This window comes from Ideonella sp. B508-1 (assembly GCF_000333615.1).
Classification (GTDB): domain Bacteria; phylum Pseudomonadota; class Gammaproteobacteria; order Burkholderiales; family Burkholderiaceae_C; genus Ideonella.
The window spans coordinates 1-23,039 of sequence record NZ_BADL01000021.1 but is presented as its reverse complement, the minus strand read 5'-3'; the positions used below and the strand labels follow the sequence as shown (position 1 = coordinate 23,039).

General features: G+C 63.1%; 25 protein-coding genes. 23 read left to right on the top strand and 2 right to left on the bottom strand.

The window, feature by feature from the left end; genetic code table 11:
- Together I73_RS25265 and I73_RS25260 are read left to right on the top strand one after the other, a co-directional pair.
- Positions 1-1,886, top strand: a 1,886-nt coding sequence (locus I73_RS25265; protein WP_040499383.1) for an ATP-dependent RecD-like DNA helicase, incomplete at its 5' end; no start/stop codon positions are given.
- Between the two features lie 111 nt (positions 1,887-1,997).
- Complete coding sequence (locus I73_RS25260; RefSeq protein WP_022978959.1) at positions 1,998-2,384, top strand: hypothetical protein; 387 nt, start codon at positions 1,998-2,000, stop codon at positions 2,382-2,384.
- Between the two features lie 18 nt (positions 2,385-2,402).
- Here I73_RS25260 and I73_RS30605 read toward each other — a convergent pair whose 3' ends face one another.
- A complete protein-coding gene (locus I73_RS30605; RefSeq protein WP_022978958.1) occupies positions 2,403-4,082 on the bottom strand; it encodes an ATP-binding protein in 1,680 nt (559 codons plus the stop codon).
- 226 nt (positions 4,083-4,308) lie between these two features.
- Positions 4,309-4,962 carry a response regulator transcription factor gene (locus I73_RS01235; RefSeq protein WP_026096164.1) on the bottom strand — a complete coding sequence of 218 codons (654 nt, stop codon included), beginning with the start codon at positions 4,960-4,962 and terminating at the stop codon, positions 4,309-4,311.
- 532 nt (positions 4,963-5,494) lie between these two features.
- Here I73_RS01235 and I73_RS01230 point away from each other — a divergent pair.
- From I73_RS01230 to I73_RS01125, 21 genes are all read left to right on the top strand, one after another.
- Positions 5,495-6,010 carry a lytic transglycosylase domain-containing protein gene (locus I73_RS01230; RefSeq protein ID WP_022978956.1) on the top strand — a complete coding sequence of 172 codons (516 nt, stop codon included), beginning with the start codon at positions 5,495-5,497 and terminating at the stop codon, positions 6,008-6,010.
- Between the two features lies 1 nt (position 6,011).
- Positions 6,012-6,398 carry a hypothetical protein gene (locus tag I73_RS01225; protein ID WP_022978955.1) on the top strand — a complete coding sequence of 129 codons (387 nt, stop codon included), beginning with the start codon at positions 6,012-6,014 and terminating at the stop codon, positions 6,396-6,398.
- Positions 6,399-6,501: 103 nt separating this feature from the next.
- Positions 6,502-6,840 (top strand): hypothetical protein, encoded by a 339-nt coding sequence (locus tag I73_RS01220; RefSeq protein WP_026096163.1) that lies wholly within the window; start codon positions 6,502-6,504, stop codon positions 6,838-6,840.
- Between the two features lie 17 nt (positions 6,841-6,857).
- Positions 6,858-7,148, top strand: coding sequence for a type IV conjugative transfer system protein TraL (traL, locus tag I73_RS01215; RefSeq protein ID WP_022978953.1), 291 nt, complete (start codon positions 6,858-6,860; stop codon positions 7,146-7,148).
- A 7-nt stretch (positions 7,149-7,155) separates the two neighbouring features.
- Positions 7,156-7,752, top strand: coding sequence for a type IV conjugative transfer system protein TraE (locus I73_RS01210; protein WP_022978952.1), 597 nt, complete (start codon positions 7,156-7,158; stop codon positions 7,750-7,752).
- The gene (locus tag I73_RS01205; protein ID WP_022978951.1) at positions 7,685-8,425 is read left to right on the top strand and encodes a type-F conjugative transfer system secretin TraK; all 741 of its coding nucleotides are present in this window, start codon (positions 7,685-7,687) and stop codon (positions 8,423-8,425) included. Before I73_RS01210 ends, I73_RS01205 begins: the two co-directional genes overlap by 68 nt.
- Complete coding sequence (locus I73_RS01200) at positions 8,418-9,797, top strand: TrbI/VirB10 family protein (protein ID WP_022978950.1); 1,380 nt, start codon at positions 8,418-8,420, stop codon at positions 9,795-9,797. The genes I73_RS01205 and I73_RS01200 overlap by 8 nt, the downstream gene beginning before the upstream one ends.
- Entirely contained in the window at positions 9,745-10,557 is an 813-nt protein-coding gene (locus tag I73_RS01195) for a DsbC family protein (RefSeq protein WP_234409378.1), read from the top strand. The genes I73_RS01200 and I73_RS01195 overlap by 53 nt, the downstream gene beginning before the upstream one ends.
- Positions 10,554-10,688 carry a hypothetical protein gene (locus tag I73_RS34355; protein WP_022978948.1) on the top strand — a complete coding sequence of 45 codons (135 nt, stop codon included), beginning with the start codon at positions 10,554-10,556 and terminating at the stop codon, positions 10,686-10,688. Before I73_RS01195 ends, I73_RS34355 begins: the two co-directional genes overlap by 4 nt.
- The gene (gene traV, locus I73_RS01185) at positions 10,685-11,305 is read left to right on the top strand and encodes a type IV conjugative transfer system lipoprotein TraV (RefSeq protein WP_022978947.1); all 621 of its coding nucleotides are present in this window, start codon (positions 10,685-10,687) and stop codon (positions 11,303-11,305) included. Before I73_RS34355 ends, traV begins: the two co-directional genes overlap by 4 nt.
- Before the next feature lie 330 nt (positions 11,306-11,635).
- On the top strand, positions 11,636-14,266 hold the full coding sequence (gene traC, locus I73_RS01175) for a type IV secretion system protein TraC (RefSeq protein WP_022978946.1): 2,631 nt from the start codon (positions 11,636-11,638) through the stop codon (positions 14,264-14,266).
- 40 nt (positions 14,267-14,306) lie between these two features.
- A complete protein-coding gene (locus I73_RS25250) occupies positions 14,307-14,618 on the top strand; it encodes a hypothetical protein (protein ID WP_159105820.1) in 312 nt (103 codons plus the stop codon).
- Between the two features lie 4 nt (positions 14,619-14,622).
- Complete coding sequence (locus I73_RS01165; protein ID WP_051048893.1) at positions 14,623-15,174, top strand: S26 family signal peptidase; 552 nt, start codon at positions 14,623-14,625, stop codon at positions 15,172-15,174.
- Positions 15,161-15,805, top strand: coding sequence for a type-F conjugative transfer system protein TraW (gene traW, locus I73_RS01160; RefSeq protein ID WP_022978944.1), 645 nt, complete (start codon positions 15,161-15,163; stop codon positions 15,803-15,805). Before I73_RS01165 ends, traW begins: the two co-directional genes overlap by 14 nt.
- On the top strand, positions 15,802-16,803 hold the full coding sequence (traU, locus tag I73_RS01155) for a conjugal transfer pilus assembly protein TraU (protein WP_022978943.1): 1,002 nt from the start codon (positions 15,802-15,804) through the stop codon (positions 16,801-16,803). The genes traW and traU overlap by 4 nt, the downstream gene beginning before the upstream one ends.
- Position 16,804: 1 nt before the next feature.
- On the top strand, positions 16,805-17,596 hold the full coding sequence (trbC, locus tag I73_RS01150) for a type-F conjugative transfer system pilin assembly protein TrbC (RefSeq protein WP_022978942.1): 792 nt from the start codon (positions 16,805-16,807) through the stop codon (positions 17,594-17,596).
- Positions 17,593-18,966 carry a hypothetical protein gene (locus I73_RS30600; RefSeq protein ID WP_022978941.1) on the top strand — a complete coding sequence of 458 codons (1,374 nt, stop codon included), beginning with the start codon at positions 17,593-17,595 and terminating at the stop codon, positions 18,964-18,966. Before trbC ends, I73_RS30600 begins: the two co-directional genes overlap by 4 nt.
- An 8-nt stretch (positions 18,967-18,974) precedes the next feature.
- Positions 18,975-20,288, top strand: coding sequence for a conjugal transfer protein TraN (traN, locus tag I73_RS01140; RefSeq protein WP_022978940.1), 1,314 nt, complete (start codon positions 18,975-18,977; stop codon positions 20,286-20,288).
- Positions 20,288-20,659, top strand: coding sequence for a hypothetical protein (locus tag I73_RS01135; RefSeq protein ID WP_022978939.1), 372 nt, complete (start codon positions 20,288-20,290; stop codon positions 20,657-20,659). Before traN ends, I73_RS01135 begins: the two co-directional genes overlap by 1 nt.
- Before the next feature lie 94 nt (positions 20,660-20,753).
- Positions 20,754-21,485, top strand: coding sequence for a conjugal transfer protein TraF (locus tag I73_RS01130; protein ID WP_234409377.1), 732 nt, complete (start codon positions 20,754-20,756; stop codon positions 21,483-21,485).
- Positions 21,486-21,498: 13 nt separating this feature from the next.
- Positions 21,499-22,941, top strand: a complete 1,443-nt coding sequence (locus tag I73_RS01125; protein ID WP_022978937.1) for a conjugal transfer protein TraH — start codon at positions 21,499-21,501, stop codon at positions 22,939-22,941.
- Positions 22,942-23,039 lie beyond the last annotated feature (98 nt).

Genomic DNA, 23,039 nt, shown 5'->3' with positions numbered 1-23,039 from the left:
AGCTGACAGGGCGTGAGGCCATGGAATTCGCGGCGGCGCACCTGATCGAGCGCGAGGCCGTGGTGAGCAAGAACGACCTCATGAGGACCGCCATCGAGCACGGCGCCGGGCGGGTATCGCCCAAGGAAGTGGAAAAGGCCTTCGAGGCGCTGACCAAGGCCGGGCACCTGGTGGAGCTGCCGGACGGCAATTTCACGACCAAGAAGATGCTCGGGTCCGAGCAGTGGGCCATCGACCAGATCAAGGAGACGCGCGGCCAGGGCGGCATCGTCCTCGGGCCGAACACGGTGCGCGAGCGGCTGGAGGGCATCGAGCAGCGGCAGGGCTTCAAGTACACGGAAGGTCAGAAGGAGGCCATCACCGCCACCTTGACTTCAGCAGACCGCTTTGTGGCCGTCCAGGGCCTCGCCGGCACCGGCAAGACGACCATGCTCAAGGGGCTGCGCGAGCTGGCGGAAGAGGGTGGCTACACGGTGCGCGGCATGGCACCAACCGGCGCGGCCAGCAAGGTGCTGGCCAAGGAAACGGGGATCGCTACCGAGACAGTCTCGATGTTCCAGATCAAGGAGCGGCAGCTTCAGAAAGACATCGAGTTCGCCAAGGACTACGCCCCGGACTTCACCCGGAAGAAGGAACTATGGATCGTGGACGAAAGCTCGTTCCTGTCCCAGCGGCAGAAGGCGCAGCTCGACCACATGGCCAACAAGGCCGGCGCCAAGGTGGTCTACCTCGGCGACACGCTCCAGCTCCAGGGGGTCGAAGCGGGCAAGCCCTTTGAGCTTGCCCAGCAGCACGGGCTACAGACGGCCTACATGACGGAAATCAGCCGCCAGAAGACGCCAGAGCTGAAGGCCGTGGTGGACGCGATGACCGGCCGCGACGCGCTGCCCGAGGGCGCCAGGCTGACCAACGTGCAACTGAACAACAACGGCCGGGCCTTCGAGGCGATGGACAAGGCGGGGATGGTCAAGGAGGTGAAGGGCGGGCATGTCATCGCCGAGCTGGTGAAGGACATCGTGACGATGAGCGCGGCCGAGCGCGAGCAGACCATCGTCATCACCGCCTACAACAAGGACCGCCAGGAAATCAACCAGGGGGTACGCCGTGGCCTGCAAGAGCGCGGGGCACTCTCGAAGGACGAGCAGCAGCGCGAGGTGCTGGAGGGCAAGGGCTGGACTCGCGCGGTCATCAAGGAGGCGCAGTACTACAAGGAAGGCGACGTGGTGCGGTTCGGCCGCGACTACAAGGCCATCGAGGCCAGCAAGGGCGAATACACCCGCGTCGTGGGCGTGGACGGGACTCGCGGGGTGGTGATGCTCCAGAAGGAAGACGGCCGGCAGATCGCGTGGGAGCCCAAGAAGCTCAACAACGTGGAGGTGTACGAGTCACAGCAGCGGCCGCTGGCACCCGGCGACCTGATCCGCATGACCCGCAACGAAGGCGAGTTCAAGAACGGCGAGGTGGCCAGGATCATGAAGATCGACGGCAACCTGGCGACGGTGGAGCTGCGCCAAGGCAAGGAAACGACCAGGCACGACATCGACTTGGACAAGAACAAGCATTGGGACCACGCCTACGCCTCGACGGTGCATGCGTCCCAGGGCTCGACACAACACCGCGCGATGTTCCATATTCGGGCTCCAGAGACGGAGAACGAGCACAAGCAGGCCCGAGAGCTTCAGAACATGGCCAAGGTGTTCGGTGATCGAAGTTTCTACGTCGGTACGACTCGGGCCAGCCACGAGCTGGCGATCTACACCAACGACAAGGACGTGGCCAAGCTGGCCGTGACCGGGAAACAGGACAAGACCAGTGCTGTGGAGACGATTGAACGGGCTCAAGCAGGGGCAACGCAAGAGGTCAAAAAGGCTGACTTGGCGCGGTAAGCGGCCTAGAATGTCAACTTTCGCGGGCGAAAGTGGCGAACCAGGGCGGCTTCGGCCGCCCTGTGCGTTCCTGAGCCCAACATCGGCTCCCACAAACCAACAAGAACGCGCATGAAAAAACCGAACGATGCCGCTGGGCAGGCAAAGGGAGGTGGCAGTACGCGCAACCGCAGAGCGATCTTCGGGGAGCGCAAGGCGATCACGCTGCGCATGACGACCGAGCTGAACGAGCGGCTGATCGCCTACTGCGACAGCGTGTCCACGGCCGCGAACACCTACGTCAACGCCCTGATCGACTCAGCACTGTCCCGCTCCGACCCCGCCGCCAAGGCGCTGAAGCGGCCGGCGCCGCGCTCGGAGCCCAAGATCATCGTGTCGATCCGCATGGACCCCGAGCTGCACGAGCGGCTGAACACGTACTGCGAGAGCGCCGAGACATCGGCCAACGCCTTCGTGTGCGGGCTGATCCAGAAAGACCTTCGGCAGCGCGGCATCTAAGCCGGCGCCGCCAGGCGTTCAGGCCGCCTCGGTCCTCTTGAGCGGCAGATCAACGTCTACCTCAGTGCCCTTGCCCGGGGCCGTGCGGAACTCGATGGTGCCGCTGAAGGCGAACACCCTTTCGGTCATGCCGATGGCGCCGATGCCGCGCGAGGCGGCAGAAGCATCGAAGCCCTTGCCGTTGTCCCTGATCGAGAGCCGCAGGCGCTCGCCGTCAGACGGGACGGACACCACGACCGCGGCCTGGGTGGCCTGCGAGTGCTTAACGACGTTGGACAGGGCTTCCTGCACGATCCGGTAAGCCGCGATGGAGAGGGCGCCGTCAAGGTTGTTCAAATCGCCGAAGGTCTGGAACGAGAACCGGCAATCCGGGTTGAGTTGATCGTAGTTGCGGACCATCTCATCGACGGCGCCGACCAGGCCGAGAGTGTCCAACACCTCGGGGCGCAGGCGGGTGACGATGGCGCGGCCGCGCTCGTACAGGTTCAGCGTCAAGCCGACGATGGACTGCGCACCCTTCTTGACCTTCTGCACCTCGTCAGTCGCCGGCATCTTCCCGGCCAGGGCGAGGATATTCTGAGACTCCAGGCGGGCGCCGATGACCGTGGCGTTCAGTTCGTCGTGGATCTCGACCGCGATGCTTCGCCGCTCTTCCTCGATGGCTGCGTTCACGTTCTGGATGAACTTGCGCTTCTCGCCGTCCGCCTTCAGCGCCTGGTCGCGGGCATCAGCGATCAGCCTGGTGCGGGCGATGATGACGGTCGCACCGACGCCAGTGAGGAACGACGCGAGGCTGCCGAAAAAGGCTGTCCAGAGGGCGAATCGCGCGCTGGCCAGCGCCTCGGCAACCGGCAGCGAGACGGTGGCCACCACGTTGCTGCCTTCCAGGCGCTCGAAGGCGGTGACGCGCTCGATGTGGTCCACCGGGTCGGTGTAAGCGCTGAAGCCGTGGGCGGCGCCGGAGGCGATCATCTTGACGACGGTCGGGCTTGTGTTGGCCACCACCGAGGGGTCGGGGCTGGCCGGGAACACCAGCAAGGCGCGCTGGGCGTCCTGAATCGTGGTGCGGGTGTTCGGGCCGAGATTGAGGCTCAGGTAGAACGGATAGAACACGTCCTGAACGGCCAGGTTCAGGACCACCACGCCCCCAAAGGAGTTGTCCTTGCCGGCGAAGCGCCTGGCGACGTGGATGCCGTTCTTGCCGCTGGCTAGGCCCTCTTCGGCGTTGGATATGAACGAGTCCTTGCCGCCCTTGATGGCCTGGAAGTAGCCGCGCGTGGACAAGTCGGTGCCGTCCTTGTTGACGACGCCAGCTCGCCGGATGCCATCGGCGCCGATGATCGTGAACGACGCGATGCCGGGCAGGCGCGCGCTGTGGCGTTTGAGGACTTCGACAACCTGAGCATGCCGCTCGGGGGACATCGGCTCGTTGAAGTCGGCCCAGGTGAGCTGATCCATCACGCCCAGGACCAGGGCGTCGGCCAAGGTCAGGCCGTAGCGATCATGGGCCGCGATGAGGTGGGCGTAGGTCCTGGCTTGGTCCCGAAGATCGGCCTTGGCCTCGTTGAACGACTTCAGGCCAAAGAAACTGAGCGTAGCAGCAGTGGCGATCACAGCCGCCCAAAGCCCGCCGAGAACGGCGTTGGCGTTGGCGCGGTAGTTGATGACGCGGATGCTCTTGCTCACCAGCGTGGTCATCGGCGAATCCCATAAGTAACTGAAGGGGTCTCACCTGGCTGACTGTCCGCTGCATGGGCAGGACTTTCTTCTTTTGGGATGTACCAAACCTCATCGACCATGGCCTGAGGCCAATCGACAGGGTGGTCAAAGCGATAGAGAACGTGATCGGTGAAGTAGGCGAGGGTGCCGAAAATGCCAAGGGGCCAGCGGTGCCTGATCGAAGCTGGCTTGCCCGGGGGCAGGCTCACGCCTCGATGATGGCGTGCCGAACGGCCATCAACGTGATGTCGGCGGGACGGTGGACGCCGAGCTTGTCCTTGATGGTCTGGCTGATCGTGCTGATGGTGCGCGGCGCCAGGTGGAGCTGGGTCGCAATTTCCATATTCGTCATGCCCTGTGCCATCAGCTTGAACACTTCAAGCTCGCGCTCATCGAGCACGACTTGCGGCGACTTGTCGCCTCGAACTGAAAGACTCGCCAGGCGCTCGGCGATGGCGGGATGGAAGTACATGTGCCCGTCGTGGGCGTTAGTGATCGCGGCGGCCAGGTCGGCAGGGTCGGCAACCTTCATGACATAGGCGTGAGCACCGATGCGGTACGCCTCCTTGATGACGTTGTCCTGATCGCCCTGGCTCCAGAACACGATCTTCGCGGAAGGGTCCGACTTCAGGATGTCCTTGGCGGCATCGAAGCCGGTCTGAGCCAGGCCGAACTTCAGATCCAGCACGATGACATCGGGCTTCAGCTCGGCGTATAGGCGCACAGCGTCGGCGGGGGTCTTCGCCTGGCCGATGGTGGTAATGCCGAGGCTGGACAGCGATGCCTGGCAACCAGACATCACTATGGGGTGATCGTCGGCGAGCAACACCTTGATCGCCGGTTTGGTTTCTGTGGTCAATTCGGGCCTCTCGCAGCGACAGGGCTGCATTGCTAGTTGCTACTTCCTAGCAATTGTCGATTCAGCGGGGGCGCAGATTCATACTTCTTATGCCTGCGCCCAACAGAAGATTATTTCACGAGCCGCAAGCACTCCGGGGATCGTTTGACAACCACGCCCCGGAACCGACCCCGTCATCTTGCCACACCCTCAATTGGGGGTTGCGCTTCTTTTGTGTTGCATGTATATGGCAACTTCTGTGCATTCGGGTGGGGCTTATACCTGCATCTGTGGTGCAATCTGTAAAACCGCACAGGCTTAGAATGCTGCTAGTGTCTGCTGCCGTGGCGACACAGTAAGCGAAACCCTCGCCACTGTGCCACGGCAGTGGCACCGGCCGAAAGAGGGAGCACGCCGCATAAAGAAAAGCACAGGCGTGTTGCAGATTGACCAACCAGTCTCTAACCCCTTGATCGGCGGGTTTTTCAATCTCAAAAGTGCTGTCACTCTGACAGCATGGCGTGTATAGTTCGCGCATGACGTGGGGAGACGAATGAAGCGCACATTGCATGTTCTGGCTCTGATCATTGCACCCGTGGTGAGCCACGCGACGTGCTGGGAAGAGGCTGGGCAGCGCTATGGCATTGATCCAGCGTTGCTCATGGCCATCGGGTGGAAGGAGTCGCGCGGGTGGCCCCACGCTGTTGGACCGAAGCTGCCGGACGGGAATCGGGCGCTGGGCGTCATGCAGATCAACTCGATCCACCTGCCCACGCTGGCGAAGTACGGCATCAGGCGCGAAGACCTGTTCGATGCCTGCGTCAGCCAACAAGTCGGCGCGTGGGTGCTGGCCAACTGCATCAGCCAGTTCGGGGCCACATGGAAGTCGGTCGGCTGCTACTACGCCGGCCCAGCCTCGAAGAACACCGCCGCACAGGTGGGCTACGTGGAAGACGTGAAGCGCTTCTACGAGGGCTATCGACGCCAACAGGCAGAGGCCCAGGCGAAGGCGCAGATCACGCAAGTCAACACGGCATCAGCCGTGGTCGCCACAACGGACAAGGAATGACATGGCAAGCAACGCCAACCTCACACTGATCGCGGGGGCCTTGCTGGCCGCATGCAATCTGGCCCAGGCGCAAAGCCTCGGCGAACCGGCACCGATCAACCGCGTCATGGACGTGGCGCAGTTCGGCATGCCCCGAGACGCGAAGCTGATCTTCTGCGATGGGCAGGACTGCCCCGAGCGCACCGTCAAGACGCTGACGAGTGCCAAGCCCGTCGCGCTCCCACCGCCCCCGCCTGTGCCTGTGGTGACGCCGCAGCCGCAGTCGGTGCAGCCACCGGCCGAACTTTCGCCCGCGAAAGTGATGCCCCCCAAGAAGCACACGAAGAAGGCCGCGCCCAAGAAGAAGCGCGTGCCTCGGATGGATTGCGGGCCTGACGCCAAGAAGTGAGGCCCCTACAGCCTTCGCGTTCCCCGCGCGGAGCCCTCGTCAGGAGTTCGCCTGACGAGGGGAAGAAGGGGGGTTCAACAACGTTGATTGATAGGAGTGAAAGATGAGCGCAATGCAAGTTTCCGCCATGGGCGGCGTGGGTTCCGAGAAGGCCGTGTGGTTCAAGGCCATCATGTTCAGCGTCCTGGTGCTGGGCCTGATGTTCCTGGCCACGCACGCCGGCGCGGCCACGACTGACGAGTTCACGGCCGTCTCGACCAAGTTCGAGGGCTGGGTGACTGGCTCGCTGGGCAAGCTGGCCGCCTTCGTGGCGCTGGCTGTGGGTTCCGTGGTCGCTGCGGTGAAGAAGGACTGGAGCTGGTTCTTCGGCGCCGTGGTGCTGTCGATCGGCGTCGGCATCATCGTGACGATCGTCAACGCCTCCTTCACGGCCACCATCTAAGCCAGGAAGGGCGCGGCATGTCGCAACCGGACCTTTCCCACTTCATCCCCCGGCGTCTCGACGCTGCGGGCAAGTTCCTCTTCTGGGACTTGGATGTCGCCGCAATCGGCATCGTCGGTGTCCTCATCGGCCTCGGTGCCGGACACCCCATGCTCGGCCTGCTGGCGGGCGTCGGCCTGGCCTTCGGCTACGGCAAGTTGAAGAAGGGGAAGCATCCGGGACTTGCCGCGCACCTCGTCTACTGGACGACGGGCACGCCTCCGCCCAAGGAGCTGCCCGCATCCCACCTTAGAGAACTCAACGGTTAGGAGCGCGATGAACCCGAATAACGCCAAAAACGAGCGCGACACCTTGAAGGGCATGGTGACGTTCCAACGAAACGTCATCTATGGATTGATCGCGCTGGGCATGGGCCTTACGGCCGGATGGGGATGGACGGTGATGAACCAGACCGTCGCCATCGTGCCCCCCGAGGTCAAGCGGCCCTACGAAATCGGCTCGAACTTCGGCAGCAGGGACTACCTGGCCGACCAAGCCAACTACGTTCTGAACGCCGTCCTGACCGTCACGCCCGACACGGTGGACCACAACAACCAAGTCATTTTGAAGATGACTGACCCGGACGGCTACCCGAAGTTGCGAGCGGATCTGGAGGCAGCGGCCCTTCGGATGAAGAAAGAGCGAGTGACCACCGTGTGGGTTCCGCAGCGCGAGGAAATCTCCGAGCGGGACAAGCGCGTGAAGGTCAAAGGCCGCCTCAAGACCTTCATCGCGGACGTGTTCACCAGCGAACGCGACAAGGAATACATCGTCGATTTCAACATCACCAGCTCGGGACGACTCTATGTTCTCAAAGTTCAAGAAGTGGTCAAGCCTGATCCTGCTCGGCCTGCTGGTCAGCAACCAGGCTGACGCCACACAACTGATCGAAAACGCCGACAAGCAGCACGTTCAGGTCAATATCTCGGCGCGCGAGTCCAACCGGCTCGCGGTCGAAGGCCGACGCATCGCCAATGTCGTGCCTGGCCAAGCCGGCCAGATCGTGGGCAAGAAGGACGAGGCGCAAGGCGTCCTGTACTTCTCGCTCAACCCGGAGGCGCCGGTCAACGGGACGGTGACTCTGTTCGTCACGGACGAGCAGAACACCACCTACAAGCTGATCTTGGTGCCTCGCGCCATCGCGGCCGAGGAAGTCATCCTGCGCCCGCCCGCCGACAAGACGGCAGCGGCCAAGAAGGCTTCGGTGGCCGATGGCCGTGCCACTTCCTACGAGCGAAAGCTGAAGGACTTGGTGCTGGTCATGGCAGACGACGAGCTGCAAGACGGCACCGTGGACAAGGTGGACGTGAACAAGGAAGTGCCCCTGTGGAAAGAGGGCCGCCTGATTCTCGAAGCCAAGTTCATGCAGGCCGACTTCGTGGGCGAGAAGTACCGCCTGACCAACGTGTCTAGCACCGACATGCTGCTGGTCGAGCAGGAGCTGTTCCGCCGTGGCGTGCGAGTGGTGTCCGTTCGGAACCAGACCCTCGCGCCTGGCGACAGCACGTACATCTACATCGTTCGGGAGCGCAAAGACAATGAGTGATCCCAACGCACAGACCAAGAAGCGCCAGACCATCATCCTGGGCGGCGCGGCAGTCGGCATCCTCGGGCTGCTGGGCGCAGGCATGTTCCTGTTCGACCCTGCGCCGCCCCAGCAGAAGACGAAGCCGGTCACGGTCAGCCTGACCCCTCCCGGGACGGTGGACGACAAGGACGCCTGGCGCGCAACCGAGTCGGCGCGCGCCAAGGAGACGCAAACCACCATCGGCGAACTCCAGCAGAAGCTGAAGGCCCAGGACGAGCAGAACAAGAAGCTCGCCAAGGACTTGGAAGACCTGCGGCTGGCCAAGGCAGCAGGGGCAGCGGCAAGCGCGCCCACGCCAGTCAGTGCAGCCCGCGCAGCGGAGGTGTTAGACAAGCCTCTGCCGGTACAGGGTGGCGCTCAGCGGGTGCTGAACTCGCCTGACGGCAGCCCGGTGAATGGTCGGCCCGGCGCACAACCCCCGGTCGGGCGGCTGAACCAGCCAATCAACGGCCAGGCGCCGCAGCCGCAGCAGCGCGGAGCGGTCGAAATGATCCAGTTCGGGGCCCGGCAGTCGGCACACCCGGGCCAGCCTGGCAAGAACGGCGAGGTCGGCGATCCGCAGGTTCTCGGCTTCACGGTGAACGAGCGCGCCATGACGATGGCCCAGGTGACACACCCCGAAGACGAGAAGGGCGCCGGCATCCAGTTCATCCCTGGTGGCTCCTTCGTGCGGGTGGCGATGCTCAACAGCTTGAACCCCCCTACTGGCGGCCAGACCCAGAGCAACCCGCTGCCGATGGCCTTCGAAGTGCTGGACGTTGCCAACCTGGCCAACAAGTACCGCCTGGACATCCGTGATTGCCGCTTCATCGCGGCCGCATGGGGCGACCTGAGCAGCCAACTCACCTTCTGCCACACCGAGACGCTAACCTGCATCATCAACGGCGAGACGGTCGAAATGCCCGTCAAGGGCACGGTCATCGGCGAAGACGGCAAGGCAGGGCTGCGCGGCCGCCTCGTGACCAAGCAGGGGCAGCTTCTGGCCAATGCGCTGTTCGCTGGCGCCCTGTCGGGCATCGGCAAGGCCTTCCAGGCCTCGGCCACCACGACGACGGCGGGCGCTGGCGGCGTCACGCAAACCATCGACCCGAGCCAGGTCGGACAAGCAGCCATCGGTGGCGGCGTCGGCTCGGCAGCCAACACGCTGGCGAACTACTACCTGAAGGCAGCGGACAAGCTGTTTCCCGTGATCGAGACGGACGGCGGCCGCGTGGTGGAAATCCTCATCACCAAGGGTGCCGTCTACAAGGGCACCCGCACCAACCGCGACACCTACCGTGGCCTCCTGCGCCGCGCTGGATCAACCCAAAGGAGCAACGACGATGATTAAGCGCGCACTGACGGCGGCGGCCCTGGCCGCGATGGCGATGGCGGCAACGGCTCAGACCCAGCCGGCAGCAGCCCAAGACGAGGCGGTGCCTCAGATCGCGGAGAAGTTCCGCGGCATGTACCCGAACACGCGCTTCACCGAAGTGCGCAAGTCGAAGGTGACGGGGCTGTACGAGGTGGTGATGGGCGACAACGTGGCCTACACCGACGACAGCGGCAGGTACTTCATCTTCGGGCACCTGTTCGACATGAAGGAGCAGGTGGACATCACGGCCCAGCGCCGCCTGGACGCCCGCAAGGCCGAATTCCCATCGCAGTTCCTTGGCAACGCCATCAAGACGGTCAAGGGCGACGGCAGCCGCGTGGTGGCGATCTTCAGCGACCCGGACTGCCCGTATTGCCGGAAGCTCGAAGGCGAGCTGGCACGCATGGACAACGTGACCATCTACACCTTCCTGTACCCGCTGGAGCAGCTTCACCCCGAAGCGAAAACCAAGTCCATCGCCGTGTGGTGCGCGAAGGATCGCCAAGCGGCATGGACGCAAACCGTGCTGACGGGAAACGCACCGAAGCTGGTGGCCTGCAACAACCCGGTAAACGACAACCTGGTGCTGGGCTCGCGCCTGGGCGTGACGGGCACCCCGACGCTCATCGCCATGGACGGCCGGCTGCTGCCGGGCGCCGTGCCCGCCGAGAAGCTGGACCAGTGGCTGAACGCCACGAAGCAAGCAGCGGCAGCACCCACGGCGGTGAAGCAATGAAGCGCGCTGGCCTGCTGTGCGCGCTTGCCGTGGCCGTGCTGGCCAGCGGTTGCGCCACGAAGTCGCGCTGCGAGTGCTGCGTGAGCAGCGCGGCGACCTATTCCACCAACTACGGAGGCAACACCCAATGAAGGCACTGACCCTCATCCCCGTCGCCGCCGCCGCGATCACGCTGGCTGGGTGCGGGAGCATGTCCGGGCTGGACGCCAAGGACAGCTTCTCGTGCAAGGCGCCGGACGGCGTTCTGTGCGAGTCGATGACTGGCATCTACGCCAACGCCCAAGCCAACAACCTGCCGGGCCAGCGCGTCAAGCACGGCAACGGAACCGAAGAGGTTTCGCGCGCGAAACCGGCCGAGACGGGCACCGGCGTCCTCACCAAGCCGATCTACAGCGGCACACCGATCCGCAGCGCTCCGCTGGTGCTGCGGGTGTGGTTCGCCCCGTGGGAAGACACGGACGGCGACCTGCACGACCAGAGCTACGTCTACCTGCCGGTGGACACGGGAAAGTGGCTGATCGAGCACAACCGCCGCCGCATCCAAGACGCCTACCGCCCGGTGCGTGCGCCGGCCGTGCAGGCCGCCCCGGCAGCAGCGGGCACGAAGGGAAAGATCAAGGTGACTGCGCCAACCTCGGACGAGGAAGCAGCGCCGAAGCCGACGCCTCAGAGCGCGCAGGAAATGCTGAACGGGCTTCTCCGCCCCGGCATGCCCGGCTCGCCCGCACAGGCCGGCGAGAACGAGTAAGGGGGAGGGCGGATGTCGAGCAGGACAACACCGCTCCCGACCCCCAGCACCGAAGGCCTGGTGAAAGCAATCCACAGGGCCATCCGAGAGCGCAACGAAGCGGCAACCCTCGGGATCGCAACGCTATGTGCTAGGCCTGGACCACCTGCACACAGCAGACGGCGACATGAGAGAAGAACGGCAGAAGGACCTGGCGCTGCTTCGAGCCCACATCCAAGTCCGCTTCGACAGGCTCATGCGCTACCACGCGCGAGCGGCAGCTTCGGCGGCCAGCCAAGCACGCCAGACCGGATCAACCAGGCAGTAACGCGCCCCGACGAGGACAACAAGATGGAAATGACTCTGTTCGACAAGACCTGGGGCGCGGTGCGCAGCCTGGCCGAACGCTACGTGCTCGACAAGACGGAGGACACAGGCAAGGTGCCGGCGCCCGTCAGCGCTTCTCAGAAGATCGCTGACGGAGCGCCTGGCGCCGACATCCACGATGTCGCCAAGACCGTGCATGGGCTGCACAACATGCTCAAGTACGACCAGTACGACCCCGAGACGGGGCTGTTCTACAACGACACGTCCGTGAGTTTCTGCTTCGAGGTGATCCCGCAGACGGGCGCCGACGAGCAGATGACCACCAAGCTGACCCAGCTCTTCACGCCGATCCCCCCGGGCTACGGTGTGCAGTGGACCTTGATGGGCAGCTCGATCTTCGATGACAAGCTCCAGGCCTACATGGACATGCGCCATGTCGCGGTGGACAACGGCCGCACGTCGCCGTTCTTCGTGGAGCTGGCCAAGCAGCGGACCGACTACGTGCGCCGCTCCAAGGGCCGGCCGCTGTTCGCCAACACCAACTACATGGTGAAGGCCGCCAAGCTGATGTTCTCGGTGACGAAGACGGGTTCGCACGAGGACAAGCGCCTGGTGCAAGAACTGTGGGAGCTGCGCGAGGCCCTGCGCTCGCAACTGCGCACCTCGAACCTGCCGGCGTTCCACGGCGACCCCACATCGCTGATCCGGTTCATCCGTCCGATGCTGGACCCTGAACTGTTCTTCAGCCCGGAAGTCGCCCCCGAGGTGAGCTACGACGACGGCAAGTCGATCAAGGACCAGGTGACGCCCTTCGGCCAACACGTTCGCGTCAAGCACGACGAAATCCTGTTCGGCAAGCCGCCCGAGAAGGAAGGCGATGAAGACGACCGCGTGGCCATGCGCGCCTTCGGCGTGCGGTACTACCCGCAGAAGAAAGAGCTGTGGGAAATGGCCAACATCATCGGCAGCTTCTTCGATGACGGCCTCCAGTACCCGTGCCCATTCGTCATCTGCGGCGGGGTCTACACCCTGGACCCGGCCGAGCTGGACGCGAAGATCGCGATGAAGGCAGCTCGCGCCAAACAGAACGCGAAATCCAAGATGGCCGAGTACCAGCCGGAACTGGCGCTTGAGGCTGACGACTGGAACGTGGTGCTGCACCAGCAGAACAACGGCGGCTCGCTGACCTCGCTGTACCACACCCTGCTGGTGTATTCCCCGAAGAAGACGATCCAGCGCGTGTCCGGCGTGGCAATGAACGTCTGGAAGTCGGAGCGCTTCACGATGGTGCCGCTCGATGGCATCCACCTGCCGATGCTCTACGCCAGCCTGCCGATGACGCTGACGGCCGACATGTGCGAAGACATGAAGCGCTTCCGCATCATCACGACCAAGACCACCGTCAACGCGGTGGACATGGCGCCCGTGATCGCGGAATGGTCCGGCGCCGGTGACCCGGTGATGATGTTCTTCGGCCGCCGAGGCGAACCGACCTTCGTTGACTTCTACTCGAACAAGCAGGGCAACTACAACATCTTCGTAGCGGGCGTGTCCGGCTCGGGCAAGTCCGTCACGATGAACGAAATCGTCAGCTCATACCGTGGCATCGGAGCGCGGGTGTGGGTCATCGACGTGGGCCGCAGCTACAAGAACCTGATCGGGCTCCAGAAGGGCACGTTCATCGAGTTCACGACGACGAACCCGATCTGCATCAACCCGTTCTCATGGGTGGGTGCTGACCCGGAAACCTCGTTCGAGAACGAGCTGCGGATGCTCAAGCCGATGATCGGCCGCATGGCGTCACCCAACGCGCCGCTGACCGAACTGCACTACGCGCTGATCGGCGAGGCCATCACGGCGGTCTGGAACGACTACGGGACGGAGACGAACCCGACGCGCATCCGCGACTACCTGCTGAAGATGGTCAAGGACCAGAACGACCAGCCCGAGCGGATCGCGTGGGAACTGGCCAAGCAGCTCCAGCCTTTCACCAAGGAAGGTATCTACGGTACCTACTTCAACGGCCCGGCGAACATCAACCTCGATGGCGACATGATCGGCCTGGAGCTGGAAGAGCTGAAGGCCGCGCCCGACCTGCGCCGCGTGGTGCTGTTCGTGCTGACCTCGCGGATCGCGCACGACATGTACCTGAGCCGCGACCGCAAGAAGCTGTGCTTGGTGGACGAGGCCTGGCAGCTTCTCGGTGCAGACAAGGAAACGGCCGAGTTCATCGAAGAGGGCTATCGGCGCGCGCGTAAGTACAACGGCATGTTCTGCGTGGGCACGCAGGGCGTGGACGACGCCTACAAGAACGATGCTTCCAAGGCAGCCTACAACAACGCGGACTGGAAGATCCTGCTCCGCCAAGACCCAGACAACCTCCAGAAGCTCATTGACGAGGCGAAGGTGAACTTCACGCCCGCGGTCGAGCGGATGCTGAAGTCGCTGACCACGCAGGGCGGGCAGTACTCCGAAATGCTGATTTCCTCCCCGAACGGCAAGCACGTCGTTCGACACATCCCCGACCCGCTGTCTCTGATGATGGCTTCGAGCAAGGCCGAGGACTTCGAGGAACGCGAGGCGCTGGAAGCCCAGGGCTACAGCACGTTCGACACGCTGAAGATCATGCTCAAGCGCAGGGGGATCAATGTTTAAGGACAACATCACGACCATCGCGGTCGCGGTCTTCTGCTCCATGCTGGCCCTCGCGCCGGTGGGGTACATGGCCTGGAAGAACCTGCCGCCGAAGGTGGCGACGGTGGACCTGCAAAAGCTGGTCGAAGAAGAACAGAAGCACACCATCGACGTGCTCAGCAAGGGCAGCTCGGTGAGCGAAGAGCAACGGGCGGCCATCGAGAAGCTGACCATCGAGTTCGCCAAGAAGCTGTCGGCCAACATCGACTCCCTGGGCGTCGAGTGCAGGTGCGTGATCGTGAACAAGGCGGCGTTGCTCGGTGGGACGGCCATCGACTACACCGACCTCGTGCGCGAACGGATGAAGAGGTGAGCCGATGAAAGGACTCGTCACACCCATCGTCATTTGCAGCCTGGCGGCAGCGCCGCTGGTCTTCGCAGTGTTCCGCGCTCCGCGCAAGCTGTTCATCGGCGCTACGGCCGTCGTCGGAGCGACCGCCCTGGCCGGATACATCGCCTACGCGGGATACGGCTACCGCTTCACCGAGAACCTGACGGGCAGCCTGGACGGACATATCTACGTCTACAAGCCGGGCGAGCCCTTCAAGAAGGGTGACACGGTGGCCTATCGCTGGCATGGGGGCTTCAACTACGCGCCTGGCTCCATCTTCATCAAGAACGTGGCCGGCGAGCCTGGCGACGAGGTAAAGCGCGACGGGCGCGCGTTCTACGTCGGCGGCCAGTACATCGGCCTGGCCAAGACAAACGCAAAGAGCGGAGAGCCGCTGGAGCCCGCCGCTGGAGGCCTCATTCCTGAAGACGAGTATTTCCTGGCGACGCCGAGCCCGGACAGCCTGGACTCGCGCTATGCCGTAACGGGCAACGTCAAGCAACGCGAAATCATCGGGAAGGCCTATGAACTCTTCTAAGGTCTTCCTGGCAGTCGCGGCGGCGGCCCTCGCGGCGGCCTGTATCAGCGCCCAGGCCGAAGAACTCGGCCAGATCGGGCCTGTGTATCCCATCGGCGAAGAAAGCGCCCTGGACACGATCCTGGCACGCCTGAAGGAGAAGGAGCGAACCGGCGAGCTGAAGCGCATCCAGCAGGAGGCGATCAAGCGTTCTGTGGCCAGCGCGAAGAACCCCAAGCCGGTGGAGGGCCTGACGACGGTTCACGAGCGCTCGCAGCGCCTGATCGACCCGACAGTGACCTACAGCCGCGCCGTCACCACGGATGACGGTCAGATCGTGGTGCCGGCCGGGGCCAAGATCAATCCGCTTCTCGTCACCAGCCTGAGCAAGCGGCTGGTGTTCTTCGACGGGCGCGACAAGGCGCAAGCCGAGGCGGTGCGAAAGATGGTTGCGAAGGGCGGCACCAAGGTCAAGCCGATCCTCGTGGCCGGTTCGTGGTTCGACACCTCGAAAGCCTGGAAGACCCAGGTTTACTACGACCAGCAGGGCAAGCTGAGCCAGCGGTTCGGCATCCGAGCTGTGCCCAGCGTCATCAGCCAGCAAGGGGCAATGCTGCTGGTGGAAGAAGTGCCCGCAAAGGAGCTGCAATGAAGCGCTTGGTGGCGATGGCCATGATGCTGCTGGCGATGACTTTCGCGCGCGAAAGCTCGGCTGGCGTGTGCCAAGGGGAGTTCGCCAACCCCATCACCGACATCTGTTGGTCGTGCATGTTCCCCATGAAGCTGGGCGGCGGGACCATGCTGGAAATGGACCAAGAGGACACCGACAACTCCAGCGGCTTCCTCTGCACCTGTTCGAGCCCGCCGATGATCGGCGTGAAGACCTCGTTTTGGGAGCCTGCGCGCCGCGTTGACATCACGCGCTCGCCGTACTGCTTCGTCTCCCTGGGTGGTGTGTCCATCGACCCGGGCATCCGTGCCCCCGAAGGCGAGGTGCGCTTGCAGGCCGACAACACGCGGCAATCGAACTGGCAAGCCCACTGGTACGTCGATCCGATCCTGTACTACCTCGAAGTGGTGTTGGATGACCCGTGCCTTGAAACGGGCAGCTTCGACGTGGCCTACATGACGGAAATCGACCCGACATGGAACGACGACGAGCTGACGATGCTGCTGAACCCGGAGACGTTCCTGTTCGGCAACCCCATCGCCCAGGCCGCTTGCGCGGGTGACTGCGTGCTGGCCACCACAGGCTTCGGGTCCAACGAGCTTTTCTGGTGCGCAGGCTGCAACGGCTCCATCTACCCCTTCAACGGCCACGTCCAGGCGCACGTTTCTCTGGTCCAGGCCAGCTCGCTGGTGGCCCAGCGCATGACCGCGAAGCTGCATCGGGAGTTCCTGATGTGGGGCACCTCTGGCGACGACGCGCTGTGCGGTATCTACCCGCAGCCCGTCATGGACAAGACCCAATACAAGTACCACATGCTCTATCCGATCCCGCAGACGGAAAAGATGAACGGCAAGTGCTGCCAGCCGTTCGGCCGCTCGACGGCCGTGTGGGGTGCGGGCAAGAGCTACCCGTACAAGGGCGAGGACTTCGCCTACATGATTTTCCGCAAGCGCAACTGCTGCCTGGGCGTGGGGCTGTGACATGAACAAGCACCTGAGCATGATCGCAGCAGCAGTCGCCGTGGCCGTCTCGGCGGCGGCCATGGGACAGACCGCACCCGCAACCCCGACGGCATCCCAACTGGAGCAGGAGAGGGCGCGGATCGAGCTGGAACGCGAGCAGCTCTTCGACCCGAGCAACCCAGCAGCGCAGCCCAAGAAGGGGGCGCTGCCGAGCGGCGCCGCTTTAGAGCGTGAGCTGAAGAAGGTGGAGAGCGAGCGCAAGGCGATGTTCGACCCGGAGAACCCGGCGACGAAGAACGCTCCCAACACCTTCCCCAACATCCCGACCCCTTCGCGCAGCAACGTGGACTTGGAGGCCGTCGCCAAGCGCTACGAACAGAAGGCAGACGCCAAGCATGTGGACGGGCTGATGGTCTTCGCCAGCTTCACGATGCCCCGCGAAACCTTGAAGCGGCTGATCGCGGACGCGAACAGGGCAGGGGGTGTCGTGGTCATGCGTGGCTTCAAGGGCGGGTCGATCAAATCGACGGCCCTGGCCATCAACGAGCTGGGAGAGTCTTCCGGGAACGTGCAGATCAACCCCAACGCCTTCACGAAGTACCGCATCAACGCTGTGCCGGCCGTGGTTCTGATCAAGCCTGATTCGGCTGACATCGTGGACAACGAGGGCTGCGCCCTGCCGGACAAGTACGTGATGGTCGCGGGCGACGTGGGGCTGGACTACGCCCTGGACGACATCGCCCAGCGCTCGCGCGAATTCGGTGACATGGCTGTTCGGTATGGGCGGCCGTTGAAGGGGACTGCACGATGAAGAAGGCCGTGATCGCCGCATCGGTGGCAGCCGCGGTGGCTGCGACCGCACTGGCGCAGACCATCAACACCCCGGCCGACGCCTTCAAGGCCGGTCAGGACTTCTCCAACAGCAACAAGGGGAAGGGCGCTGCCGCAGGGTCGGTGAACACGAACAGCGGCACCACCAATGTCCCGAAGTACAACACCTCCCCACCGGAGACGAGCATCTACGGCGGCGGCAAGAGCCTGATCGGGGCTCAGGGCACGAACAAGATCGCCACCTGCGCCTCGTACACGGCGTCGAACGCCTACGACCAGCAGGAGTGCAACGCGGTGAACTATCTCCAGCAGATGCCCGCCGAGCGCCCGAAGTTCGTGATCGACAAGAACACGGACCCGCTGATGGTGAACTCGAAGGGCACCATCGCCAACCCCGGAACCATCCCGGCTTCGGGCACGGCGGCGTGCCACATCGAGAAGACGACCATCCCGGGCACCTACACGACCGAGACATGCGAAATGTCCACGGTGCTGGACAGCTTCGAGTGCAAGAAGACGCTGATCCCCGAATGCGGCTATGTCGGGACAGCGATCAGCACGCACAACGAGACGAAGACCGGCGCTTTCGTGTACGCCACGTTCGAAGGGACAGGCACGGCAGGGCTCTACAACTACAACTTGGAGGTGCCCTACCGGAACTGCGGCGGGGACGGCGTCGGAGAAGTCACGTTCAACCTCGACACCATCGGCTTCGGTAGCTACATCACCATCAACCTGAGCAACCTTGACGACGCGGCCGCCGTGGGCGTCAACGGGACCACGGTGTTCGCCGGCTACCCCAACGCCGGCCCTCAGTACAGCGGCGGCTTCTTCCCGACCGAGCGCAAGGACTTCCAAGTCGGCTACTCGTGGATCGAGGACGTGGGCAAGAACCAGTGCGTCGAACTCGACGGGGACGGCAACTGCACCAAGACCGCGTGGGTGCCCAACGTCCAGAGCTTCTATGCGAACACGAAGCTGCTGGACTACTGCCCCAGCGGCTATAGCCCGACCTCGCAGCTCGCGTACCAATACTGCGACAGCGACACCGGCTATTGCAACCCGCTGAACAGCTACACCCCGAACAACGTGGCCGGGTTCTTCTGCAACTCCGAAGGGAAGTTCCTGATGAACAAGCACGAAGGCGGCGGCACTTGGGCGGGCAGCGTGAGCAGCGCGATGCCGCTCCAAACCGGGGCCAACAAGATCACGGTGTATTGGGGCACGGGGGCATGGGGCGATGCCTGCGGCAACGTGAAGGTGTCCGGGCAAATCTACAACGTCGCTCCTGGCTGCACCAACAAGTTCGATGACCAATGCGCTGCCGCACGCGGTGCGCTGAAGAACTGAGGGCGACCATGAAGAAGACGCTTCTACTGATCCTCGGCTTCGTGGCGGGCACGGCCTGGGCCGTGCCCTCCTTCGAGCCCAACACCTGCGTGCAGGACAAGAAGGACTACTGCATCGACGCGACGCCCTGCAAGAGTATCAGCGGCGTGACGGCGTGCCTGGCAGGTACGACGAACCCGCCGGCGAACTCGGTCATGCTGACCGAAACCTGCTGGCAGTGGCAGGCCGCCTTCACTTGTGCGGACACGGCCTCGATTGACACCTGCCAGCCGCTGCGCGACCGCGGATGCGGCCAGGTCAACACGCAGTGCATCTCCTACGACGACACCGGAACCAAGTGCATGTCGTCCACGCAGACCTTCCAGTGCCCGGACAAGCCGGCCACAGTGACCGAGACGAACGTGTGCGACACGTCGCTGTGCCAGGCAGACGGCACGGGTTGCTTCAGCACCACCAGGCCAACGGATAAGGACTTCGGACAGGCGGCCGCAATGATGGAGGCTTCCCGCGAAGCCGGCGTCTACGGCGTCAACAGCTCGAACATCGAGATCTTCAAGGGCTACATGGAAGAGTGCTCGGTGAAGACGCTAGGTGGCTCGGACATCAAGAGCTGCTGCACCGCTGCTGGGGGAGGCGAAGGCTTCACGAATTACGCCGTGATTGGCGTGACGGCAAAGGCGGCCTACGCTGTAGGCAAAGAAGAGCTGAAGGCAGGGTCGAAGTACATGTACGACGCGCTGTTTTCGGCGCAAGACGCATCGCTCGTGCAAGAGGGTGCGAGCGCCGCCGCTGGCGGGCTTTCATCTGGTGCGGCGGAGGGTGTGGCGGCTCAGGCTGGCACGAACTTCGGGGCATACGGCTTCGAGTTCTCATACTCATCAACGGGCGGCTTCAGCTACGTCGGCTTCGATCCATACAGCTTCGCCTTCGCAGTCGCAGTGGCGATCGTCACCGAATGGCTCCAGTGCGAACAGGAAGAGCAAGTGATGCAGATGAAGCGCGGCCAGAACCTGTGCGTCTACATCAACAGCTACTGCTCAAGCAAGGTGCTGGGGGTGTGCGTCGAGAAGAAGGAACGCCACTGCTGCTTCGCCAGCGTGCTGGCCAAGATCATCAACCGCCAAGGCCGGGCCCAGCTCGGCATGCCGATGGATCAATGCGGTGGGTTCACCCAAGAGCAGATCCAGTCCATCGACTTCTCCACCATCGACTTCTCAGAGTTCATCGCCACGATCACCCCCACGTTGCCCGACCAAGGCGGGACGACGAGCACGGTCACAGACACGGTGAACAAGAAGGTCAAGGACTACTACGGACCCTGATGATGAAGAAACACCATGCAATGGCCCTGGCGTTGATCGCCGTGGGTTTCACGCGCGAAAGCGCCGCTCAGACGGTCTACCTGCGCCAACACGACCTGCTGGTCCAGGCTATCCGCAACGGCAGCGCCGATGGCGTGATGACGGGCGAAACGGCCGAGCTGTTCAAGCGCCAGTTCAAGAGCGACGGCCAGCTTCTGGCTCACGCCGAAGTCATCGGTCAGTTCAACCGTGGGGACTGCAAGAGGCTTCAGGTGGTCTACACCAAGAAGGAGGTCATCACCGACAAGGGGCCTCAAGACCTGAAGATGAACATGAAGCTGAACTACTGCACAGATGGCAAGCCGCCGATTGGACTGGAGACGAAGCAATGAGGAAGATCGCCCTTTCCCTCTCCCTTTCCCTTTCCCTTGCCCTGGCCTTGCAGGCCTGGCCCACGCGCAAGGCAGCGCACTCGACTACCGTTTTGTGTGGCGCTGCGACGAAGCGAAGTTCAACTGGTACTGCGACTCAGACGACGAGCCGCAGGCGCCGAAGGCGGCGCCGGCACCGGCACCGCGCCAGGTGTCGAAGTCCGAGCAGCCGAAGCGGATCGAGCTGCGGGACATCAAGACGGCCGAGCAGATGCGGGCCGAGCTGAAGCGCCGCGAAGACCTGGCAGTGATGGAGCCGACCGACCAGAACCTGAAGGACTATCTCCAGGCCTGGCAGATGACGCAGGAAAAGGGTGCCGTCTTCGCCGACAACTGGCGCCGCGTGGTGTGGCAGACGCCGGAGCTGGACTACTCGTTGAAGCGGCCGGTGAACAACCAGGCCATCAAGACGTTCGACAGCCAACGTGAATTCAACGAGGACCAGCAGCTCCGCGCGCTGGCGAAGGACCACGGGCTCATCTTCTTCTTCCGTAGCGACTGCCCCTACTGCCACGCGATGGCGCCGCTGTTGCGCCAACTTTCGCAGAAGTACGGCATCGAGGTGCTGGGCGTCTCGGTGGACGGAGGCGGACTACCTGACTTCCCCAACTTCCGAGACGGCCGCGCACAGGCTCAGGCCTGGGGCATCGAGCGGGTGCCGGCGCTGTTCATTGGCTCAAAGCAGACGGGCGACAAGGCCGCCATCGGCTTCGGCGCGATGGCGATGACAGACATCGTGAATCGCATCTTCGTTCTGACCGGCACCAAGCCAGGCGACAACTTCTAAGGAGAACCGCACCATGTTCATGACCAAGGTGAAGGCGCGCAAGCTGACGGCAATGGCGGTGGCGTGCGTGTTCGCCACCAACACGATGGCGATGTCGATGCAAGAGCTGTTCGACGGCGTGAATGCGCAGAGCAACATTTCGAGTCCCGCCGTCGTGCAGGGGCAGACGATGAACATGCTTACCGGGGGCAGCATGTTCATGCGGGCGCCCAAGCGAACGTACAACCTGGCCATGTTCACCCCGCCGAGCTGGAACGCAGGCTGCGGCGGGATCGACCTGTTCGCGGGTGGGTTCAGCTTCATCAACAAGGAGCAGTTCGTGGCCATGCTGCGAAACATCGGCTCCAACGCGCTGGGCTATGGCTTCAAGCTGGCGATCCAGAACCTTTGCCCGACATGCGACAACGTGATGCAGGCGCTTCAGGCCACGGCACAGGCGATCAACCGGCAGAACGTTGACTCGTGCGAGGCGGCTAAGGGCATCGTGAACGCAGCGATCCCAGACACATGGACGCGAGACAAGCAGAACAGCGCCAAGAACTTTGGCGTTGACACAGGGCTGTTCTCCGACATCACCGACGCCTGGACGAACGTGATGAACAACGAGGGCAGGGCCAATGACACGATCAACTCGGTGGCCTCGTCCAAGCCCGAAGTGAAGGACGCGATGCCTTCGGGAAACATCGTCTGGAAAGCCTTGAAAAAGGTCGATGGGATCGACGACGACTACCGAGAGCTGCTGATGTCTATGGTCGGAACGACGATCTTCCGAACCGACTCAGTGTCCACGCCGGACACGAAGACGGCGAAGACGATCAGCATCGAGGACTTCATCGGCGGCAATACGGCTGATTCCTATGGAAACCCAACCGACTCAATGGACTTCGTCATCTACAAGTGCGACGAGCGGGTGGATTGCCTAAATCCCTACGATGCTCAGTTCGACCCGACGCATACCAAGAAGAGCTTCAAGGCGATGATTCGGGCGAAGATTAACACGGTTATCAATAACCTTCGTGACCGCGCGGCGGACGCGGACCCGGCGGGAACCATGAAGTTCCTGAACGCGACCGACATCCCTATTTATAAGATCGTCGCGGTGACGACTTCCCTGGGCAATACAACCATGGCAGATAACGCCATGAACAGGTATCAGGAGCTGATCGCGGCTAAATATGCAGAGGTCTATATCCAGAGGGCGGTTATGGATTTGCGCGAAGCCTTGGCGAAATATCGCTCGGTTTCAGGCCCGGCCGCTTCTCAGGAGGCCTCGGCCCTGGAGGGCCGGATGAACGATCTTGAAAAGAAGTCGCGCGAGGTTCTCCAGCAGGCATACACCCAAACTGTCAGCACCTACAACATCGCGCAAGAAGTGGCATACATGGAGCGTGCGATGACCTCGAATATGTCGCAGACGCTTAGGGCATCGCTTGCATTCGGCAAAAGCATCCGTTGAGGGGGCGCGATGATCGACATTGAAATCTCGACATACTGGAACGTAGAAACCCTCTACTACGTTTTCAATGGAGTCGCCTCAATCATGGGGGGCGATGG

What these genes read in the sequence shown, in the direction of transcription:
- I73_RS25260 (WP_022978959.1), top strand. Translation starts at nt 1,998, where the DNA reads ATGAAAAAACCGAACGATGCCGCTGGGCAGGCAAAGGGAGGTGGCAGT.
- I73_RS30605 (WP_022978958.1), bottom strand. Translation starts at nt 4,082, where the DNA reads ATGACCACGCTGGTGAGCAAGAGCATCCGCGTCATCAACTACCGCGCC.
- I73_RS01230 (WP_022978956.1), top strand. Translation starts at nt 5,495, where the DNA reads ATGAAGCGCACATTGCATGTTCTGGCTCTGATCATTGCACCCGTGGTG.
- I73_RS01225 (WP_022978955.1), top strand. Translation starts at nt 6,012, where the DNA reads ATGGCAAGCAACGCCAACCTCACACTGATCGCGGGGGCCTTGCTGGCC.
- I73_RS01220 (WP_026096163.1), top strand. Translation starts at nt 6,502, where the DNA reads ATGAGCGCAATGCAAGTTTCCGCCATGGGCGGCGTGGGTTCCGAGAAG.
- traL (WP_022978953.1), top strand. Translation starts at nt 6,858, where the DNA reads ATGTCGCAACCGGACCTTTCCCACTTCATCCCCCGGCGTCTCGACGCT.
- I73_RS01210 (WP_022978952.1), top strand. Translation starts at nt 7,156, where the DNA reads ATGAACCCGAATAACGCCAAAAACGAGCGCGACACCTTGAAGGGCATG.
- I73_RS01205 (WP_022978951.1), top strand. Translation starts at nt 7,685, where the DNA reads ATGTTCTCAAAGTTCAAGAAGTGGTCAAGCCTGATCCTGCTCGGCCTG.
- I73_RS01200 (WP_022978950.1), top strand. Translation starts at nt 8,418, where the DNA reads ATGAGTGATCCCAACGCACAGACCAAGAAGCGCCAGACCATCATCCTG.
- I73_RS34355 (WP_022978948.1), top strand. Translation starts at nt 10,554, where the DNA reads ATGAAGCGCGCTGGCCTGCTGTGCGCGCTTGCCGTGGCCGTGCTGGCC.
- traV (WP_022978947.1), top strand. Translation starts at nt 10,685, where the DNA reads ATGAAGGCACTGACCCTCATCCCCGTCGCCGCCGCCGCGATCACGCTG.
- traC (WP_022978946.1), top strand. Translation starts at nt 11,636, where the DNA reads ATGGAAATGACTCTGTTCGACAAGACCTGGGGCGCGGTGCGCAGCCTG.
- I73_RS25250 (WP_159105820.1), top strand. Translation starts at nt 14,307, where the DNA reads ATGCTGGCCCTCGCGCCGGTGGGGTACATGGCCTGGAAGAACCTGCCG.
- I73_RS01165 (WP_051048893.1), top strand. Translation starts at nt 14,623, where the DNA reads ATGAAAGGACTCGTCACACCCATCGTCATTTGCAGCCTGGCGGCAGCG.
- traW (WP_022978944.1), top strand. Translation starts at nt 15,161, where the DNA reads ATGAACTCTTCTAAGGTCTTCCTGGCAGTCGCGGCGGCGGCCCTCGCG.
- traU (WP_022978943.1), top strand. Translation starts at nt 15,802, where the DNA reads ATGAAGCGCTTGGTGGCGATGGCCATGATGCTGCTGGCGATGACTTTC.
- trbC (WP_022978942.1), top strand. Translation starts at nt 16,805, where the DNA reads ATGAACAAGCACCTGAGCATGATCGCAGCAGCAGTCGCCGTGGCCGTC.
- I73_RS30600 (WP_022978941.1), top strand. Translation starts at nt 17,593, where the DNA reads ATGAAGAAGGCCGTGATCGCCGCATCGGTGGCAGCCGCGGTGGCTGCG.
- traN (WP_022978940.1), top strand. Translation starts at nt 18,975, where the DNA reads ATGAAGAAGACGCTTCTACTGATCCTCGGCTTCGTGGCGGGCACGGCC.
- I73_RS01135 (WP_022978939.1), top strand. Translation starts at nt 20,288, where the DNA reads ATGATGAAGAAACACCATGCAATGGCCCTGGCGTTGATCGCCGTGGGT.
- I73_RS01125 (WP_022978937.1), top strand. Translation starts at nt 21,499, where the DNA reads ATGTTCATGACCAAGGTGAAGGCGCGCAAGCTGACGGCAATGGCGGTG.